At 63.4% G+C, this 18,243-nt stretch carries 16 protein-coding genes; 11 read left to right on the top strand and 5 right to left on the bottom strand.

Going from position 1 to position 18,243, the window contains the following annotated elements; translation table 11 throughout:
* Window positions 1–75: 75 nt before the first annotated feature.
* The 7 genes from QCE49_RS11035 (at window position 76) to pyrF (ending at window position 8,168) form a co-directional block, all read left to right on the top strand.
* Window positions 76–1,083, top strand: a complete 1,008-nt coding sequence (locus QCE49_RS11035) for an arabinose ABC transporter substrate-binding protein (RefSeq protein ID WP_008342889.1) — start codon at window positions 76–78, stop codon at window positions 1,081–1,083.
* Window positions 1,084–1,139: 56 nt separating this feature from the next.
* The gene (gene araG / locus QCE49_RS11030) at window positions 1,140–2,654 is read left to right on the top strand and encodes an L-arabinose ABC transporter ATP-binding protein AraG (protein WP_250458974.1); all 1,515 of its coding nucleotides are present in this window, start codon (window positions 1,140–1,142) and stop codon (window positions 2,652–2,654) included.
* An 18-nt stretch (window positions 2,655–2,672) separates the two neighbouring features.
* Window positions 2,673–3,689 (top strand): L-arabinose ABC transporter permease AraH, encoded by a 1,017-nt coding sequence (gene araH, locus QCE49_RS11025; RefSeq protein WP_175982767.1) that lies wholly within the window; start codon window positions 2,673–2,675, stop codon window positions 3,687–3,689.
* A 730-nt stretch (window positions 3,690–4,419) separates the two neighbouring features.
* The gene (locus QCE49_RS11020) at window positions 4,420–5,208 is read left to right on the top strand and encodes an SDR family NAD(P)-dependent oxidoreductase (protein WP_239295154.1); all 789 of its coding nucleotides are present in this window, start codon (window positions 4,420–4,422) and stop codon (window positions 5,206–5,208) included.
* Window positions 5,199–6,074 carry an SMP-30/gluconolactonase/LRE family protein gene (locus QCE49_RS11015; protein ID WP_250458976.1) on the top strand — a complete coding sequence of 292 codons (876 nt, stop codon included), beginning with the start codon at window positions 5,199–5,201 and terminating at the stop codon, window positions 6,072–6,074. Before QCE49_RS11020 ends, QCE49_RS11015 begins: the two co-directional genes overlap by 10 nt.
* 87 nt (window positions 6,075–6,161) lie before the next feature.
* The gene (locus QCE49_RS11010; RefSeq protein WP_250458978.1) at window positions 6,162–7,265 is read left to right on the top strand and encodes an aldose 1-epimerase; all 1,104 of its coding nucleotides are present in this window, start codon (window positions 6,162–6,164) and stop codon (window positions 7,263–7,265) included.
* A gap of 90 nt (window positions 7,266–7,355) precedes the next feature.
* Window positions 7,356–8,168, top strand: coding sequence for an orotidine-5'-phosphate decarboxylase (pyrF, locus tag QCE49_RS11005; protein ID WP_250458980.1), 813 nt, complete (start codon window positions 7,356–7,358; stop codon window positions 8,166–8,168).
* Window positions 8,169–8,433: 265 nt separating this feature from the next.
* Here the strand turns inward: pyrF and QCE49_RS11000 are convergent, their stop codons facing one another.
* Genes QCE49_RS11000 through thiL form a run of 3 tightly spaced genes read right to left on the bottom strand, consistent with a single transcriptional unit; the run spans window position 8,434 to window position 10,473 of the window.
* Complete coding sequence (locus QCE49_RS11000; protein WP_008342881.1) at window positions 8,434–8,934, bottom strand: CinA family protein; 501 nt, start codon at window positions 8,932–8,934, stop codon at window positions 8,434–8,436.
* Between the two features lie 26 nt (window positions 8,935–8,960).
* Entirely contained in the window at window positions 8,961–9,494 is a 534-nt protein-coding gene (locus QCE49_RS10995) for a phosphatidylglycerophosphatase A (protein WP_239295150.1), read from the bottom strand.
* Window positions 9,484–10,473, bottom strand: coding sequence for a thiamine-phosphate kinase (gene thiL, locus QCE49_RS10990; protein ID WP_250458982.1), 990 nt, complete (start codon window positions 10,471–10,473; stop codon window positions 9,484–9,486). Before thiL ends, QCE49_RS10995 begins: the two co-directional genes overlap by 11 nt.
* A 242-nt stretch (window positions 10,474–10,715) precedes the next feature.
* Between thiL and QCE49_RS10985 the strand changes: the two genes are divergently transcribed.
* From QCE49_RS10985 to QCE49_RS10975, 3 genes are all read left to right on the top strand, one after another.
* Window positions 10,716–13,010, top strand: coding sequence for an NADP-dependent malic enzyme (locus tag QCE49_RS10985; RefSeq protein ID WP_008342878.1), 2,295 nt, complete (start codon window positions 10,716–10,718; stop codon window positions 13,008–13,010).
* Between the two features lie 410 nt (window positions 13,011–13,420).
* Window positions 13,421–13,915, top strand: coding sequence for a ribonuclease domain-containing protein (locus QCE49_RS10980; RefSeq protein ID WP_033537314.1), 495 nt, complete (start codon window positions 13,421–13,423; stop codon window positions 13,913–13,915).
* A gap of 4 nt (window positions 13,916–13,919) precedes the next feature.
* Window positions 13,920–14,483 (top strand): barstar family protein, encoded by a 564-nt coding sequence (locus QCE49_RS10975; protein ID WP_008342876.1) that lies wholly within the window; start codon window positions 13,920–13,922, stop codon window positions 14,481–14,483.
* Between the two features lie 65 nt (window positions 14,484–14,548).
* Here the strand turns inward: QCE49_RS10975 and QCE49_RS10970 are convergent, their stop codons facing one another.
* Both QCE49_RS10970 and QCE49_RS10965 read right to left on the bottom strand, forming a co-directional pair.
* The gene (locus QCE49_RS10970; protein ID WP_250458984.1) at window positions 14,549–15,286 is read right to left on the bottom strand and encodes a 16S rRNA (uracil(1498)-N(3))-methyltransferase; all 738 of its coding nucleotides are present in this window, start codon (window positions 15,284–15,286) and stop codon (window positions 14,549–14,551) included.
* Between the two features lie 53 nt (window positions 15,287–15,339).
* Window positions 15,340–15,753: a glyoxalase/bleomycin resistance/extradiol dioxygenase family protein gene (locus tag QCE49_RS10965; protein ID WP_008342874.1), complete on the bottom strand. Its 414-nt coding sequence runs from the start codon at window positions 15,751–15,753 to the stop codon at window positions 15,340–15,342.
* Between the two features lie 432 nt (window positions 15,754–16,185).
* Between QCE49_RS10965 and tkt the strand changes: the two genes are divergently transcribed.
* The gene (tkt, locus tag QCE49_RS10960) at window positions 16,186–18,240 is read left to right on the top strand and encodes a transketolase (protein ID WP_239295147.1); all 2,055 of its coding nucleotides are present in this window, start codon (window positions 16,186–16,188) and stop codon (window positions 18,238–18,240) included.
* Window positions 18,241–18,243 lie beyond the last annotated feature (3 nt).

Raw genomic sequence — 18,243 nt, 5'->3', positions numbered from 1 at the left:
AAGAAAGCGGCCACACACTTCGTAGCGCCCGCGCGCGGGCATTTTTCGACATCGGAAAAAGTCGGGAGACAAAAAATGAAACGCAGACTGTTCCTCACGCTGATCGCCGCTGCCACGGCAACGAGCGCGTCCATGATCGCGGCGCCGGTCGCGCAGGCCGCCGACGAGGTCAAGATCGGCTTCCTCGTGAAGCAGCCGGAAGAGCCGTGGTTCCAGGACGAATGGAAGTTCGCCGAAATCGCCGCCAAGGAAAAGGGCTTCACGCTCGTGAAGATCGGCGCGCCGTCGGGTGAAAAGGTGATGAGCGCGATCGACAACCTCGCCGCGCAGAAGGCGCAGGGCTTCATCATCTGCACGCCGGACGTGAAGCTCGGGCCGGGCATCGTCGCGAAGGCGAAGGCCGACAAGCTCAAGATGATGACGGTCGATGACCGCCTCGTCGACGGTTCGGGCAAGCCGATCGAATCCGTGCCGCACATGGGCATTTCCGCATACAACATCGGCAAGCAGGTGGGCGACGGCATCGCCGCCGAGATCAAGAAGCGCGGCTGGGACATGAAGGATGTCGGCGCGATCGACGTGACTTACGAGCAATTGCCGACCGCGCATGACCGCACGGCCGGCGCGACCGATGCGCTCGTCGCCGCCGGTTTCCCGAAGGCGAACATCGTCGCCGCGCCGCAGGCGAAGACCGACACCGAGAACGCGTTCAACGCCGCGAACATCGCGCTGACGAAGAATCCGCAATACAAGCACTGGGTCGCCTACGGCCTGAACGACGAAGCCGTCCTCGGCGCGGTGCGCGCAGCGGAAGGCCGCGGCTTCAAGGCGGACAACATGATCGGCATTGGTATCGGCGGATCGGACTCGGCGTTGAACGAGTTCAAGAAGCCGAATCCGACGGGCTTCTACGGCACCGTCATCATCAGCCCGAAGCGCCACGGCGAAGAGACGTCCGAGCTGATGTACGCGTGGATCAAGGACGGCAAGGCGCCGCCGCCGCTCACGCTCACGACCGGCATGCTGGCTACGCGTGAAAACGTGGCATCGGTGCGCCAGCAGATGGGACTGGCATCGAACTAAGTCTTTCGTGAGGGAAGCGGGCCGCGCGTGCGGTCCGCTCGAGAATAGGAGGCGATGTGTCAGCGACGCTGCGTTTTGACAATATCGGCAAGGTGTTTCCAGGCGTGCGCGCGCTCGACGGCGTGTCGTTCGACGTCAACGCCGGCGAAGTTCACGGTTTGATGGGCGAGAACGGCGCGGGCAAATCGACCTTGCTCAAGATTCTCGGCGGCGAGTATCAGCCCGATTCGGGGCGCGTGCTCATCGACGACAAGGAAGTGCATTTCGCGAGCGCGGCGGCATCGATTGCCGCGGGCATCGCGGTGATTCATCAGGAATTGCAGTACGTGCCGGATCTGACGGTGTCCGAGAATCTGCTGCTCGGCGCATTGCCGAACCGGCTCGGCTGGGTCGACAAGCGCGCGGCCAAGGCGCACGTACGCGAGCGGCTTGCGGCGATGGGCGTCGATCTCGATCCGAATGCGAAGCTGCGCAAGCTGTCGATCGCGCAGCGGCAGATGGTCGAAATCTGCAAGGCGCTGCTGCGCAACGCGCGCGTGATCGCGCTCGACGAACCGACGAGTTCGCTGTCGCATCGCGAGACGGAAGTGCTCTTCAAGCTCGTGCGCGATCTGCAGGCGGATAACCGTGCGCTGATCTACATCTCGCATCGCATGGACGAGATTTACGAACTGTGCAACGCGTGCACGATTTTCCGCGACGGGCGCAAGATCGCCTCGCATCTTTCGCTCGCGGATGTGCCGCGCGAAACGCTCGTGCAGGAAATGGTCGGGCGCGAGATCAGCGACATCTACAACTATCGCGCGCGTCCTTTGGGCGACGTGCGCTTCTCCGTGAAGAACGTGGAGGGCGATGCATTGAGCGCGCCCGCGAGCTTCGAAGTGAAGCGCGGGGAGATCGTGGGCTTCTTCGGGCTCGTCGGCGCGGGACGCAGCGAGCTGATGCATCTCGTGTACGGCGCGGACAAGAAGAAGGGCGGCGACATAACGCTCGACGGCAAGCCGATCAAGGTTCGCAGCACCGGCGAGGCGATTCGTCACGGCATCGTGCTGTGTCCGGAGGATCGGAAGGAAGAAGGCATCGTCGCGATGGCGACGGTCGCGGAGAACATCAATATTTCGTGCCGGCGACACTATCTGCGCGGCGGGCTGTTTCTGGATCGCAAGAAGGAGGCGCAGACGGCCGAGCGCTTCATCCAGTTGCTGAAGATCAAGACGCCGAGCCGGAAGCAGCGCATCCGTTTTCTTTCGGGTGGCAATCAGCAGAAGGCGATTCTGTCGCGCTGGCTCGCGGAGCCGGACCTGAAGGTCGTGATTCTCGACGAACCGACGCGCGGCATCGACGTCGGCGCGAAGCATGAGATTTACAACGTGATCTATCAGCTTGCGGAGCGCGGCTGCGCGATCGTGATGATTTCGTCGGAATTGCCGGAAGTGCTGGGCGTGTCGGACCGGATCGTCGTGATGCGGCAGGGGCGTATCGCGGGCGAACTGGCGCGCGAGAAGGCGAGCGAACAAAAAGTGTTGAGCCTTGCGCTGCCGCAGGCGGAAACGGTCGCGCAGGCGGCGTAAAGACGAGAGGAGCGAATCATGGAAGCAAGAGAAAACATCGTGGGGCAGGCGACGGAAAGCGTCGCGAACGCGCTGATCCCGCAAAAGAACGACAAGCAGAAGTGGTGGCAGCAGATCACGGAATACAGCCTGATCGTGATCTTCATCGTGATGTTCGTGACGATGTCGCTGACCGTCGATCACTTCTTCTCGATCGAGAACATGCTCGGCCTCGCGCTGTCGATCTCGCAGATCGGCATGGTCGCGTGCACGATGATGTTCTGCCTCGCGTCGCGCGACTTCGACTTGTCGGTGGGCTCGACGATCGCCTTCGCCGGTGTTCTGTGCGCGATGGTTCTGAATGCGACGGACAACACGTTCATCGCGATCATCGCGGCGGTGGCTGCGGGTGCGGTGATCGGGTTTGTGAACGGCGCGGTGATTGCTTATCTGCGAATCAATGCGCTGATTACGACCTTGGCGACGATGGAAATCGTGCGCGGGCTCGGGTTCATCGTGTCGCACGGGCAGGCGGTGGGTGTGTCGTCGGATACGTTCATCGCGCTCGGCAGTCTGTCGATGATCGGGATTTCCCTGCCAATCTGGGTCACGCTTGCGTGCTTCATCGTTTTTGGCGTATTGCTCAATCAGACGGTGTATGGACGTAATACATTGGCTATCGGCGGTAATCCCGAGGCTTCGCGGCTCGCGGGGATCAATGTCGAGCGCACGCGTGTGTGGATCTTTTTGATTCAGGGCGCTGTGACCGCGCTGGCTGGGGTCATTCTCGCTTCGCGGATCACGTCGGGGCAGCCGAATGCCGCTCAAGGCTTCGAGCTCAATGTCATTTCTGCTTGTGTTCTTGGCGGTGTTTCTCTGCTGGGCGGTAGGGCGACGATTTCCGGTGTCGTGATTGGCGTGCTCATCATGGGTACTGTCGAGAACGTCATGAACCTTTTGAATATCGACGCGTTTTATCAGTACCTCGTGAGAGGGGCTATCCTGCTTGCTGCCGTTCTGCTCGATCAGTTGAAGAATCGCGGGTCGCGGGATTGATGTTTTGCGGTTGATGTCGTTGTTGATGTTTTGCCGTTGATGTCGCTGGATCCCGTTTTCGTGTCGGTCTATTAGCACTGCCCCTGTGCGGGGCGGCACCTACTTTCTTTGCTGCTGCAAAGAAAGTAGGCAAAGAAAGCAGCTTTTCAGGCCCGCGGTCACACGCACGTTGGGTAGTACTCTCGTCCCAGGCGGCACTCGCCTAAAGAGTGCCCTCGAAGGACTAACCGGGCTTGGCTCGCGCACGGTCCGCCGCCCGAAGGTGTTGAGAACGCTGGTTCAGCACGAAATGGCTTCGGCACAGCGCTACGCGCTGCCGCCGGGCATGCAAGGGAAACCAGCGGGCGGCAAGTGCAGTGAGATGGAGACGGCAGCAAAGAAGCACGCGCGGACCCGATTGACCGGTCGGCCGCGAAGCGGGCTGGAGCTATTTGGTGCTGAACCAGTTTGGTGTGTGGCGAGTGAAGGCAGACCGTGCGCGAGCCAAGTCGGGTTGGGACTATGAGGGCACTCGTTAGGCAGCCCACGATGGACGAGAGGACTACCCAAATTGCGTGTGACCGCGGGCGTATCGGAAGCTGCTTTCTTTGCTTACTTTCTTTGCAGCAGCAAAGAAAGTGAGTGCCGCCCCGCACAGGGGCAGTGCTAATAGACCACTAAGAAACCGGGATCCGGCGAAAAGCGCAAAGCAAACAAGCGCGACAAGCGCAGCAACGAGAGACAAAACCCAATGTCAACGATCGAAAAGAACCTCGCAAGATACCCCAGCCTGCAAGGCAAAACAGTGCTGATAACCGGAGGCGCAACCGGCATCGGCGAAGGCTTCGTCGAACACTTCTTCGATCAGGGCGCGAAAGTCGCCTTCTTCGACATCGACACCGACGCTGGCGAAGCGCTCGCCGACCGCCTCGGCGCGGCTCTGCAAGAAGGCCAAACGCGCCCGATGTTCCTCAACGTCGACCTGACCGACATCGACGCACTACGCAAAGGCATCGCCGATGTAAGAGCCGCCCTCGGCCCCATCAACGTGCTCGTCAACAACGCCGCCAACGACAAACGCCACGCAATCGAAGACGTCACGCCCGAGTCGTACGATGCAGGCATCGCGGTCAACATCCGCCATCAATTCTTCGCGGCGCAGGCCGTCATCGACGACATGAAGCGCGCGGGCGGCGGCTCGATCATCAATCTCGGCTCGATCAGCTGGATGCTCAAGCAAGGCAACTTCCCCGTCTACACGACGTCGAAATCGGCAGTGCAAGGCATGACGCGCGGCCTCGCGCGCGATCTCGGCAAATTCGGCATCCGCGTCAATACGCTCGTGCCGGGCTGGGTGATGACCGAAAAGCAAAAGCGTCTGTGGCTCGACGAGGCCGGCAAGGAAGCAATCAAGCAAGGCCAGTGCATCGACGGAGAACTGCTGCCCGCACACCTCGCGCGCGCGGCGCTCTTTCTCGCATCGGACGACAGCAAAATGATCACGGCGCAGGACATGATCGTCGACGGAGGATGGGCCTGATGAATCCGATGCGAGCGCAACTTCTCATCGACAGCCAGTGTTCGCTCGGCGAAGGCGCGACGTGGTGCGCCGCGAGCGGCCGCTTCTGGTGGACCGATATCGAAGGCAAGAAGCTGTGGCGCTACGATCCGCGCGACGGCGCGAGCGAATCGTTCGACATGCCCGAGCGGCTCGCCTGCTTCACGCCGTGCGCCGATGCGCGTTTCCTGCTGCTCGGCCTCGCATCGCGGCTCGCGTTCCATGAAATCGCGACGGGCAAGATCGAAACCATCATGGAAGTCGAAGCCGATCTGCCGACGCGCCTCAACGACGGCCGTTGCGACCGCGAAGGGCGCTTCGTGTTCGGCACGAAACACGATGTGGACGATGCGCAACCGGTCGGCGCGTTTTATCGGCTGAACGCGGATCTGTCGCTGGAAAAGCTGCCGCTCGGGAATTGCGCGATCTCGAATAGCATCGGCTTCTCGCCCGATGGCGCGACGATGTACTACTGCGACTCGCCCACGCGTCAGATTCGCGTATGCGACTATCCGACGTTCGACAACGACCGCGTGTTCGTCGAGCTGACGGATGCGACCGGCGTGCCCGACGGCTCGATCGTCGATGCGGACGGCGGCTTGTGGAACGCGCAGTGGGGCGGCGCGCGCGTCGTGCGCTACGGAAGCGACGGCCGCGAGACGGCGCGCATCGACGTGCCGAGCGCGCAGCCGAGTTGCGCCGCGTTCGGCGGCGCGGACTTGGGCACGCTGTATGTGACGACGGCGCGCATCGGCCTCGGCGAAACAGACGCGCACGCAGGCGGCGTGTTCGTCGCGACGCCCGGTGCACGCGGCATCGCGGAAGCCGTATTTGCGGGCAAGGCGTAACCAGAACACGAGGCGGCGCGCGATCGACGCGCCGCCCGACTCATCCCGGCAACGCCGGGTTCTTCGCCTCTCGATGGAGCACGAGTCATGGCTGTCGCGCGAACAGAGCAAAGACCGAATCCTGCATCGACGTCCAAGGAACAGGCGAACGCCCGCCGTGCGCGTCTCGCCGCCGCCACCGAACCGCCGATCCGTCCCGGCCCGAGCACCGCGGTCGTCGCGATGGGCGGCGCCGATGTCGACGGCTGCATCACGCTCGCCAACGCGCATTTGCGGCTCGAGCTGGCACCGTCGCTCGGCGGCGGCATCACGCGCTTCGACTGGCGGCACGAAGGCACGCTCGTGCCGATCTTCCGGCCGTGTGTCGAGCCGGGACCGGACACCGATCCGAATCAGCTCGCGTGCTATCCGCTTTTGCCGTATTCGAACCGCATCGGCAACGGAAACTTTCAGTTTTCCGGACGCTCGATCGACGTGCCGTGCAATCGCGCGGGCGAACCGCTGCCGCTGCACGGCGATGGCTGGCTCGGCGCGTGGGAAGTCGCGGAGCAGGATTCCGCGCGCGTGCGTCTCACGCTCGATCGCAGCGGCGGCACGCCTTACGCGTTTCGCGCCGCGCAGACTTACACGCTCGACGAAGCGACGCTCGCCGTGACGCTCGATGTCGAAAATACCGGCGACGAAGCGCTGCCGTTCGGCCTCGGGCTGCATCCGTTCCTGATGCGCGAGGCGGACACGGAGTTGTCGGCGGCGGCGGGCGGCGTGTGGCTGTGCGGCGACGACTGGCTGCCTGTGCGGCATGTTCCGACGCCGCCCGCGTGGCAATTCGGCGTTGCGTATCCGATGCCATCGGAAATGGTCAACAACGCGTTCACCGGATGGAGCGGGCGCACGAGCGTGCTGTGGCCGAAGCGCCGCCTGTCGCTGACGATCGCCGCCGACACCGATTACTACGTGCTCTACGCGCCGCCCGGCGAAAGCTTTTTCTGCTTCGAGCCGGTCGATCATCCGATCAACGCGGTGAATCTGCCCGGCGGTGGGGAAGCGAACGGCATGACCGTGCTCGAACCGGGCGAACGCTTGTCGCGGGAATTCCGCTTCACCGTCGAGCGCACCGGGGAAGCGACGCGGCGCGGAAGGCCGCGCACGCGGGCAGGCGCGAAGGCGCGGGCACGGGACGCGGCGCGCTGATCCGCGCCGGAAGCGCGACGGAAGCGCGACGGAAGATGACGCCACGCACGTTAAAATGCGTGGCATCGACGTTTTCAACATCTTCCCGCCATGTCCTTCATCGAATCGCTCAATGCCGCGTGGTCGCGGACTCAATCGCTTCTGTGCGTCGGCCTCGACCCGGAGCCGGCGAAGTTTCCCGGCGCACTCAACGGCCGCGCCGACGCGATCTTCGAGTTCTGCAAGACCATCGTCGATGCAACCGCGCCGTATGCATCGTCGTTCAAGCCGCAGATTGCGTACTTCGCGGCGCATCGCGCGGAAGATCAGCTCGAAGCGCTGATCGCGCATATCCACGAGAAGCACGCCGGCATTCCGGTGATTCTCGATTCGAAGCGCGGCGATATCGGCAGCACGGCCGAGCAGTACGCGAAGGAAGCGTTCGAGCGCTATCGGGCCGATGCCGTCACCGTGAATCCATACATGGGCTTCGATTCCATCGAGCCGTATCTCGCGCATGAGGGCAAGGGCGTGATCGTGCTGTGCCGCACGTCGAACGCGGGCGGCTCCGATCTGCAATTTCTCACGACCGATGGCAAGCCGCTGTATCAGGTCGTCGCCAGGCTCGCGGCGGAAAAGTGGAATGACAAGGGCCAGTTGGGCCTCGTCGTCGGTGCGACGTTTCCGAAGGAAATCGAAACGGTACGCGGGATCGTCGGCGACATGCCGCTTCTGATTCCGGGCATCGGCGCACAGGGCGGCGATGTCGAAGCAACCGTGCGCGCGGGCCGCACCGCGAACGGCACGGGCATGTTGATCAATTCGTCGCGCGCGATCATCTACGCCGGCAAGGGCGATGATTACGCGCAAGCCGCGGCCGAAGCCGCGAAGAAGACGCGCGATACGATCAATCAGTATCGGTGAGCGCGCGCTTCAACTATCGGCAATAGGCGCGAACAGCGCCTCGATGTCTTCGGCGGAGAACTTCTCCACCGCGCGCGCATCTTCGGACAGAATGCCCGCCGCGAGCGCTTAACGATGGCGATGTACAACGGCGGCTCGGTCGGCAATGTGACGTTCGATTGCGGCCGAAGGTCTTCCGACCCATCCAGCGGGCCACCTGATCCTTGCTGAACGTGACGGAATCGGCCGGATTGTCGATGCGCTTGTTCATGCGATCGACGCGCGCTCAGCGCTCGCTCTGATCCATGAACTCCAGCAGCCTGCGCAACGCATGCGCGGCGGCCTGCGTTCGCACTTGTTCGCGGTCGCCCTTGAAATGCTGGGTCTCGATCTGCGTATTCAGACGATTGCTCCATCCGAAGCACACGGTACCGACCGGCTTCGCCTCGCTGCCGCCCGCCGGTCCCGCCACGCCCGTAATCGACACCGAGACCTGCGCGCGGCTGTTGCGCAGCGCGCCTTCGGCCATGGCCTTCGCGACCGGCTCGCTGACCGCGCCGTGCTGTTCGATCAGCGTCGCGGGCACGCCGATCATCTCGATCTTCGCGAGATTCGAATACGTGACGAAGCCGCGCTCGAACCACGCGCTGCTGCCCGAAATATCGGTGATGGCGGTCGCGACCATGCCGCCCGTGCACGACTCGGCGGTGGCGAGCATCAGCCGTTCGGCGTGCAGCTTGTTGCCGACGCGAATCGCAAGTTGGTGAACGACGGTGTCGGTTGGCATGGCGGTGGTCTCGATGGATGGAAAAATCAGACGGTCATGCGCCAGAGCGCGATCACGAGCAGCGTGAAGAACGCCGCGACGAGATCATCGAACATGATGCCGAAACCGCCTTTCAACCGGCGATCGAAATATCGGATGGGCGGCGGTTTCACCATGTCGAAGAAGCGGAACACGACGAACGCCCACAATTGCCCGGTGAAGGTCGCGGGCGTGACGAGCAGCAGCACGAGCCAGAACGCGACGATCTCGTCCCACACGACCGGCGACGGATCGTCGGTGCCCATTTTCTTCGCGGTGAAGCCGGTGAACCAGCATCCGGCGATGAAGCCGGCGACGATCAGCGCGCCCCATTCCGCGACCGTCAGATGCGGATTGAACACGACGAACGACACCCATGCGAATAACGTGCCGACCGTGCCCGGCACGATGGGAGACAGTCCGCTGCCGAAGCCGAGCGAAAGAATATGAAGCGGATGGTCGAGCATGAAGCGCGCGCTCGCCCGGCGCGGCTTGCTGCGCGGCGCGGCCGGGTCGCCCGCTAGCGTGGGGTCAGTCTGCATGGAAATGATCGAAGCCTTGCAACGTCAGGGAGAGCGGGGCGCCCGACGCATCGCGCCAGGCGATTGCGGGCGCACCGGATGACTCGATTGTACCGATGCGCGTCAGCGGCACTTCCACGTCCGTCGCGATCTTGGCGAGCGCGTCGCGGGCATCGACGGGCGCGGTGAAGCAGAGCTCGTAGTCGTCGCCGCCCGCGAGCGTGCATTGTCGGCGCGCGGTTTCGGGCAGCGCGCGCACGGCATCGGAGCACGGCACGGCATCGGCATCGACGACCGCGCGCACGCCCGAACGCTTCAGGATGTGCATGAGATCGCCCGCGAGGCCATCGGAGATATCGAGCGCCGCGTGCGCCACGCCGCGCAACGCCATGCCCAACGCGACGCGCGGTTCCGGGCGCTCCAGCGCGCGCCGCCAGGCGGAAGCTTCCGGCGCGGACCACTCGCCGCGAATCGCGCCGAGGCCCGCGCGCGCGTCGCCCAAGGTGCCGGATACGTAGATGTCGTCGCCGGGACGCGCCGCATCGCGACGCAATGCCGCACCCTGCGGCACGTCGCCGAACACCGTGATGCAGATGTTGAGCGGCCCGCTCGTCGTATCGCCGCCGACGAGCGCGCAATCGTGACGTTCCGCGAGCGCGAAGAGACCGTTGCTGAACGCTTCGAGCCAGGCTTCGTCGGCGCGCGGCAACGCGAGCGCGAGCGTGAACGCGTGCGGCTTCGCGCCCATCGCGGCGAGATCGGACAGGTTCACCGCGAGCGCCTTGTGACCGAGCGCGTACGGATCGACATCGGGAAAGAAGTGGCGTCCTTCGACCAGCATGTCCGTCGAAATGGCGAGCTGATGGCCGGCGGGCGGCGCGATAAGCGCGCAGTCGTCGCCGATGCCGAGCGGCTTCGCGGCCTCCTCGTCATGACGCGGGGAAGGCGCCGTCGCGCGGCGTGCAAAGAAACGGTCGATCAGTGAAAACTCGGAGAGCATGCGTCGGCGCTTGAGGTTGATTGTTGCAATGCACGATGAAAAACACAGCGCGCCGAAACCGGCGCCGCATCTCGAAAACACTCGGCCGATGCCCGCGAAGGCTTGCCGGACGGACCGACCAGACGTTTTCCAGTCATGGCACTTGTAGCCGAAATGCATGGAGCGCGGTCCGAAACCGCGACTGATTGGCGCTACAATGCGTTCGAACTTCCATTCTAATTCCCGCACTGCTAGCCCGCCTTATGACGACTGACGCCAATACCAAGTTGCGCGAAGCTGCGCTCGACTATCACGAATTTCCGGTTCCCGGGAAGATCGCGATCGCCCCCACCAAGCAGATGATCAACCAGCGCGACCTCGCGCTGGCTTACTCGCCGGGCGTCGCGTTCGCGTGTGAAGCGATCGTCGAAGATCCGCTGAACGCCGCGCGCTTCACCGCGCGCAGCAATCTCGTCGGCGTCGTCAGCAATGGCACGGCCGTGCTGGGCCTCGGCAACATCGGGCCGCTCGCATCGAAGCCGGTGATGGAAGGCAAGGCCGTGCTCTTCAAGAAGTTCGCCGGCATCGACGTGTTCGATATCGAGCTGAACGAAAGCGATCCGCACAAGCTCGTCGACGTGATCGCCGCGCTCGAGCCGACTTTCGGCGGCATCAATCTGGAAGACATCAAGGCGCCGGACTGCTTCATCGTCGAACGCGAATGCCGCAAGCGCATGAAAATTCCCGTCTTCCACGACGATCAGCACGGCACGGCCATCGTCGTCGCGGCGGCGATCACGAACGGTCTGAAGGTGGTCGGCAAGAACATCGGCGAAGTGAAGCTGGTCGCGTCGGGCGCGGGCGCGGCGGCGCTGGCGTGCCTGAATCTGCTCGTCGATCTCGGCATGAAGCGCGAGAACATTTTCGTGACGGATCTGGCCGGCGTCGTCTACAAGGGCCGCACGGAGCTGATGGACCCGGACAAGGAGCTCTTCGCGCGCGAAACGAGCGCGCGCACGCTCGCCGAAGTGATCGAAGGCGCGGACGTGTTCCTCGGGCTTTCGGCCGGCGGCGTGCTCAAGCAGGACATGGTCAAGCAGATGGCCGCGAAGCCGCTGATTCTCGCGCTCGCGAATCCGACGCCGGAAATCCTGCCGGAACTCGCGCTCGAAGTGCGCCCGGACGCCGTGCTCGCCACCGGCCGCACGGATTATCCGAATCAGGTCAACAACGTTCTGTGCTTCCCGTTCATCTTCCGCGGCGCGCTCGATGTCGGCGCGACCGTCATCACGAAGGAAATGGAAATCGCTGCGGTGAACGCCATCGCGGAACTGGCGCGTCAGGAGCAGAGCGATATCGTCGCGACGGCTTATGGCATTCAGGATTTGTCGTTCGGCCCGGAATATCTGATTCCGAAGCCTTTCGATCCGCGTCTCATCGTGAAGATCGCGCCGGCCGTCGCGAAGGCGGCGATGGACAGCGGCGTGGCGACGCGTCCGATCGAGGACATGGAAGCGTACGAGCAGCATCTGCAGCAGTTCGTCTATCACAGCGGCACGACGATGAAGCCCGTGTTCCAGCTCGCGCGCAGCGTCGAGCCGGAGAAGAAGCGCATCGTGTTCGCGGAGGGCGAGGAAGAGCGCGTGCTGCGCGCGGTGCAGATCGCCGTCGATGAAAAGATCGCGAAGCCGATTCTCATCGGCCGTCCGGCGGTCATCCAGCAACGCATCCAGAAATTCGGCCTGCGTCTCGCGCCGGGCGTCGATTTCTCCGTGGTCGATACGGACCACGACGAGCGCTATCGCGATTTCTGGCAGACGTACGCGAAGATGATGGCGCGCAAAGGCATCAGCCAGCAGATGGCAAAGCTCGAAATGCGCCGCCGCACGACGCTGATCGGCGCGATGCTCGTGCAGAAGGGCGAAGCCGACGGCATGATCTGCGGCACGGTGAGCACGACGCATCGTCATCTGCACTTCATCGATCAGGTGATCGGAAAGAAGGAAGGCGCGAACGTGTACGCGGCAATGAACGCGCTCGTGCTGCCGGGGCGTCAGATTTTCATCGTCGATACGCACGTGAACGTCGATCCGACGCCCGAGCAGCTCGCCGAAATCACGATGCTCGCGGCGGAAGAAGTGAAGCGCTTCGGCATCGTGCCGAAGATCGCGCTCCTGTCGCATTCGAACTTCGGCACGAGCAATGCGCCGACCGCGCAGAAGATGCGCGACGTGCTCGCGATCCTCAAGGAACGCGCGCCCGATCTCGACGTCGACGGCGAAATGCACGGCGACGTGGCGCTCGATGCGCGTCTGCGCAAGGAAGTGCTGCCCGAATCGACGCTCGAAGGCGACGCGAACCTGCTGATCCTGCCGAACATCGACGCGGCGAACATCTCGTACAACCTGCTGAAGACGGCGGCGGGAAGCGGCATCGCGATCGGGCCGATCCTGCTCGGCGCGGCGAAGCCGGTTCACGTGCTCACTTCATCGGCGACGGTGCGGCGAATCGTCAACATGACGGCATTGCTGGTGGCGGATGCATCGGCGGCGCGCTGATCGCGGCTTGCTTTGACCAAGAACGCGGCGGGCTTTCCCGCCGCTTTTTTTGCGCGAAAAAAAGCGTGCCGTGGATACACGGCACGCCGCGAAAAAAAGCAAAGGAGTGTTTGCTTTACACGCAAAAAGCGGGATCGAACGGCAAGCGCGATGCCGCGAAACTGGCGACGAGTGAGGCGGCTCGTCCAACGCTTCAGATCCCACGAGCAAATTATTATCCTGACTGGGATAAAAATCTCTCAGATTTCGGCTAATTCTTCGGATGATTACGTCATCAGAATTTGCGGGATCGGTCCAAACTGCGAAAAAATTTCCGATTTTCGGGCGAACGTTGCTTCGCCCTGTCATTAGCGATACCCTTACATCTTTCATGGTCGTGAATTCTGGTGTAACGCGAGGACAACCGTTTGGTGACACGCGCGAGGGCTCTTTCGTTTTTCGTCGCCTTGAGCGTCCTGTTGGGCGCGTGCGGCAAGGATGAACCTCGAAGCGGCGTTCAGGAGATGGTTGCTTCGGCGAGTCCGGCGCCCGTCTCGCCGGCCGAACCGGTCCGTGAAGCGCAGGTGCGGCAACCGCAAGCGACCGGCGAGCAGGAGCGCGACGGGCTGGCCACCGTCTACATTGCGCAGTTGCCCAAGCAGGCGGTCGCAACCTTGCGGCTGATCGAAGCGGGCGGCCCTTTCCCTTTCGAGAAGGACGGCGTCGTGTTCGGCAATCGCGAGCGTTTGCTTCCGCGGCATCCACGCGGCTACTACCACGAATACACCGTTCCCACGCCTCGCGCGCGGGATCGCGGCGCGCGCCGGATCGTGTGTGGCGGTCCGAAGAAGAAGCTCGACGATTGCTACTACACGGACGACCACTACGCCAGTTTCAAACGCATTGCGGATCAACTACGGGATTAACGGCATGAGCGACAACATCTACGCGCACGACCACAGCGTCGCGGGTGATCTTTTCGCCACCGGCGATGGCAACCTGTTCCAGCGAGTATTGCGGCTACGCATGACAGAACACGACAACAGACCCGACGACGAGACCAGGCCCGAGGAGCTCCATCCGCAAGAGGATTCGGAATCGCTGTTCGCAACCGTGCGGCCGAACATCGTGCAGTCGATTCGCGCGTTCCGGGTGCAGGATCTCGCGGACGAAGCGAACCGCCTCGGCCAGCATTTCCTGTACGCGTATCTCGGCCATGCGCAGAGCAAACAGGAAGTGCTCGAGACTATCGCTCTTTCGTTTCTCTTTCCCAAACACTTCGGCAAGAATTACGACGCGCTTTACGATTCGCTCACCGATCTCGTTCACAAGGCGGGCTCGCAACCGGGTTTCGTGATCGTGCTGGAACAACTGCCGATCGCGCAGAAGTTCGACAAGGAAGGCCGCGAAGTGCTGCTGGACGTATTCCGCGACGCGGCGGAATTCTGGGCGGAAAGGAAAGTGGCTTTCCGCGTGTTCTATTCGTTCGTCTGAGCATTCGAACCAAGGCCGGCGCAAAGCAGGAAAATAGCCCGATGGGTTTCCATCGGGCTATTTTTTTACCAGCCGCCCCAGCGCGCGGCCAGCGCCGCCAACACCGCAATGCCCGCCGTCTCCGTGCGCAGCACGCGCGGGCCGAGCCCGAGCGTGGAAAAACCCGCATCGACGATCGCGGTTTCTTCCGCGGGCGAAAAACCCGCTTCCGGCCCGATCAGCAAAGTAACGGGACTCGCCGGCGGATCGACGGGCAACGATGCGAAGCTGACTTCGGCGCGCGGCGAGAGAAGGAGGCGCAGTTCGCCGTCGATGGCGAACTGCAGGTCGGCGAGCCAGGCGCCGAGATCGCGCGGCGGCGCAACCTCGGGCACGCGATTGCGCCCGCATTGCTCGCACGCCGCGCGCGTGAGCGCCTGCCAGTGCGCCTGGCGACGCAATGCGCGCTCGCCGGCGAGACGCACGACGCCGCGCTCGGCCGTGATCGGCGCAATGCCCGAGACGCCGAGTTCCACCGCCTTCTCGATGAGCCAGTCCATCTTGTCGCCGCCCGCCACGCCTTGCGCGAGCGTCACGCGATACGGCGGCTCGGCCTCGCGATCGCTGTGTTCGTCGATGCGCGCGGTCGCCGCGCGTTTGGCGATATCGACGAGCTCGCCGCGATATTCGCCGCCGCGGCCATCGAAGAGTGTGATTGCATCGCCCGTTTGCAGACGCAGGACGTGCACATGACGCACGACGTCATCCGGAAGGGCGAAGGTTTGGCCTGCGCAGAGCGGGCCGTCGACATGAAAACGTGGCATGAATGATTGATCGCGGACTCGGCCGTCCGCGGATAGTGAGAATGCCTGCGCGCTCAGCGCAGATGCCGCGCGATCGCCCAGCGATAGCCGTCCGGATCTTCGATCTGCGCGAAGCGGTCGCCCCAGAACTGGTCCTGCGGCTCGATGAGCGCCTTCGCGCCGACTGCGAGCGCCTGATGGAACGTGGCGTCGACGTCATCGACGTATAAATAGAAGGACTGCGGCGCCATTTGCCCCGCGCTCTTCGGCGTGCGCGCCTGCGAACCGTACGCGCCTTCGGGCGCGAACATCACGATCAACTGCCCGCGATACGTCATCTCGACATGGATGACCGTGCCGTCGTCGTTGACGCTGTCGCGCACCGCGAAGCCTAGCGCTTTTTCATAAAACGCAATGCTCACGCGTGCGTCGCGCACGGTGAGATACGGAGTCAGCCAGGGCACGTCGGCGGGGCGAGGGTCGGTCATCGAAAGCACTCCTTGAAGCCTTGCTGCTGCACATTGGGAAGCATTTTGCCATGAAGCCGTAGGATCAATGGACCGGCGAGGAACCTGCGCGATACGCCGCGCGCCGGACGGATTTCGCCAGATGAACGTCCGTTGACCGCGCGCGTTACCGTGTAAGGTCACGGATTGTCATGCCGCCGTGACAGTGCGGCGACGCGTGAAGTGCACGGAACATGCCCGCGCCCGGGACGTCCGGACGCACCGGATTTGCGCCCTTACAGACGCGTGTCAATCGGACCGGTCTGTTAGAATGATGGGCTTCCGATCCTCGTCGTTTCTCGTCGTTTCCAAGTCGTTCCGGTCCTGAAAACGTGGTGTGTGCGGGTCCGGCCCGAGTGAGAAGTACTGCAAGAGAAGCACCGCGGATCATTTCAGCACCTGCCCAGACTCGACATGACGATCCCGACCTCCAGCCAGACCGCCCTCATGGCCAACGCAATCCGCGCGCTCGCCATGGACGCCGTTCAACAAGCCAACTCCGGCCATCCCGGCATGCCGATGGGCATGGCGGAAATCGGCGTCGCGCTGTGGTCGCGCCATCTGAAGCACAATCCCGCGAATCCGCACTGGTTCGATCGCGACCGTTTCGTGTTGTCGAACGGTCACGGCTCGATGTTGCTGTATTCGCTGCTGCACCTCACCGGCTACGACCTGCCGATGAGCGAGCTCAAGAACTTCCGTCAACTGCATTCGAAGACGCCGGGCCATCCGGAATACGGCATCACGGCCGGCGTCGAGACGACCACGGGCCCGCTCGGCCAGGGCGTCGGCAATGCGGTCGGCATGGCGCTCGCCGAGGCGCTGCTCGCCGCCGAATTCAACAAGGCTGACGCGAAGATCGTCGATCACTACACGTACGTGTTCCTTGGCGACGGCTGCCTGATGGAAGGCATTTCGCACGAAGCGTGCTCGCTCGCGGGCACGCTCAAGCTCAACAAGCTGATCGCGCTGTACGACGACAACGGCATTTCCATCGACGGCCACGTCGAGCACTGGTTCCACGACGACACGCCGAAGCGCTTCGAAGCGTATGGCTGGAACGTGATCCGCGCCGTGGACGGCCACAACGTCGATGCAGTCGATGCCGCTATCGCCGCCGCGAAGAAGTCGGACAAGCCGACGCTGATCTGCTGCCGCACGGTCATCGGCAAGGGCGCGCCGACGAAGGCGGGCGGTCACGACGCGCACGGCGCGCCGCTCGGCGACAAGGAAATCGCGGCGACGCGCGCGGCGATCGGCTGGAACTACGGTCCGTTCGAAATTCCGCAGGAAGTGTATGCGGCGTGGGACGCGAAGGAACAAGGCACGCACGCCGAAGCGGAATGGAACAAGGCGTTCGACGCCTATCGCGCGAAGTACGCGTCGGAAGCGAGCGAATTCACGCGCCGCATGAGCGGCGAGCTGCCGGCGAACTGGGCCGAAGCTGCCGCGAAGATCATCGAGGACGCGAATCAGAAGGCCGAAACCATCGCGACGCGCAAGGCCTCGCAGAACGCCATCGAAGGGCTGGCCGCGGCACTGCCGGAACTGCTCGGCGGCTCGGCCGACCTGACCGGTTCGAACCTCACCAACTGGAAGGCTTCCAAAGCCGTTCGCGCCGCAGGCGACGCCGAAAACGCGAATCCGGAACACGCGGGCATCCAGTGGGGCAATCACATCAACTACGGCGTGCGCGAGTTCGGCATGTCGGCTGCGATCAACGGCATCGCGCTGCATGGCGGCTATCGTCCGTTCGGCGGCACGTTCCTGACGTTCTCGGACTACAGCCGCAACGCGCTGCGCGTCGCCGCGCTGATGAAGTCGCGCTCGATCTTCGTCTTCACGCACGATTCCATCGGTCTCGGCGAAGACGGTCCGACGCACCAGTCGATCGAACATGTGTCGAGCCTGCGCCTGATCCCGAATCTGCAGACGTGGCGTCCGGCCGATACGGTGGAAACGGCGGTCGCGTGGACGCATTCGATCGCGCACAACGGCCCGTCGACGCTGATTTTCAGCCGCCAGAATCTGCAATTCTCGCCGCGCAACGACATTCAGATCGCCAACATCGCGAAGGGCGGCTACGTGCTGCGCGACTGGAACGACGATATCCCCGCGCGCAAGATCATCCTCATCGCGACCGGCTCGGAAGTGCAGCTCGCGATGCAAGCCGTAGAGGCGCTGGCGAAGGAAGGCATCGGCGCGCGCGTCGTGTCGATGCCGTGCACGAACGTCTTCGACAAGCAGGACGCCGAGTATCGTGAGCGCGTGCTGCCGAAGGGCGTGGCGCGCGTGGCGATCGAAGCGGGCGTGACGGATTTCTGGCGCAAGTATGTGGGCCTCGAAGGCGGCGTGGTCGGCATCGACACGTTCGGCGAGTCGGCTCCGGCGGGCGCGCTGTTCAAGCATTTCGGCTTCACGGTGGAGCATGTTGTCGCGACGGCGAAGGCCGTCCTCGCCGCGCAGTAAAAT

The organism is Caballeronia sp. LZ008, from assembly GCF_031451435.1.
GTDB classification, from domain to species: Bacteria; Pseudomonadota; Gammaproteobacteria; order Burkholderiales; family Burkholderiaceae; genus Caballeronia; species Caballeronia zhejiangensis.
The sequence above is the reverse complement of the archived record's forward strand: the minus strand, read 5'-3'. Positions and strand labels throughout refer to the sequence as shown.

What these genes read in the sequence shown, in the direction of transcription:
- QCE49_RS11035 (WP_008342889.1), top strand. Translation starts at nt 76, where the DNA reads ATGAAACGCAGACTGTTCCTCACGCTGATCGCCGCTGCCACGGCAACG.
- araH (WP_175982767.1), top strand. Translation starts at nt 2,673, where the DNA reads ATGGAAGCAAGAGAAAACATCGTGGGGCAGGCGACGGAAAGCGTCGCG.
- QCE49_RS11020 (WP_239295154.1), top strand. Translation starts at nt 4,420, where the DNA reads ATGTCAACGATCGAAAAGAACCTCGCAAGATACCCCAGCCTGCAAGGC.
- QCE49_RS11015 (WP_250458976.1), top strand. Translation starts at nt 5,199, where the DNA reads ATGGGCCTGATGAATCCGATGCGAGCGCAACTTCTCATCGACAGCCAG.
- QCE49_RS11010 (WP_250458978.1), top strand. Translation starts at nt 6,162, where the DNA reads ATGGCTGTCGCGCGAACAGAGCAAAGACCGAATCCTGCATCGACGTCC.
- pyrF (WP_250458980.1), top strand. Translation starts at nt 7,356, where the DNA reads ATGTCCTTCATCGAATCGCTCAATGCCGCGTGGTCGCGGACTCAATCG.
- QCE49_RS11000 (WP_008342881.1), bottom strand. Translation starts at nt 8,934, where the DNA reads ATGCCAACCGACACCGTCGTTCACCAACTTGCGATTCGCGTCGGCAAC.
- QCE49_RS10995 (WP_239295150.1), bottom strand. Translation starts at nt 9,494, where the DNA reads ATGCAGACTGACCCCACGCTAGCGGGCGACCCGGCCGCGCCGCGCAGC.
- thiL (WP_250458982.1), bottom strand. Translation starts at nt 10,473, where the DNA reads ATGCTCTCCGAGTTTTCACTGATCGACCGTTTCTTTGCACGCCGCGCG.
- QCE49_RS10985 (WP_008342878.1), top strand. Translation starts at nt 10,716, where the DNA reads ATGACGACTGACGCCAATACCAAGTTGCGCGAAGCTGCGCTCGACTAT.
- QCE49_RS10975 (WP_008342876.1), top strand. Translation starts at nt 13,920, where the DNA reads ATGAGCGACAACATCTACGCGCACGACCACAGCGTCGCGGGTGATCTT.
- QCE49_RS10970 (WP_250458984.1), bottom strand. Translation starts at nt 15,286, where the DNA reads ATGCCACGTTTTCATGTCGACGGCCCGCTCTGCGCAGGCCAAACCTTC.
- QCE49_RS10965 (WP_008342874.1), bottom strand. Translation starts at nt 15,753, where the DNA reads ATGACCGACCCTCGCCCCGCCGACGTGCCCTGGCTGACTCCGTATCTC.
- tkt (WP_239295147.1), top strand. Translation starts at nt 16,186, where the DNA reads ATGACGATCCCGACCTCCAGCCAGACCGCCCTCATGGCCAACGCAATC.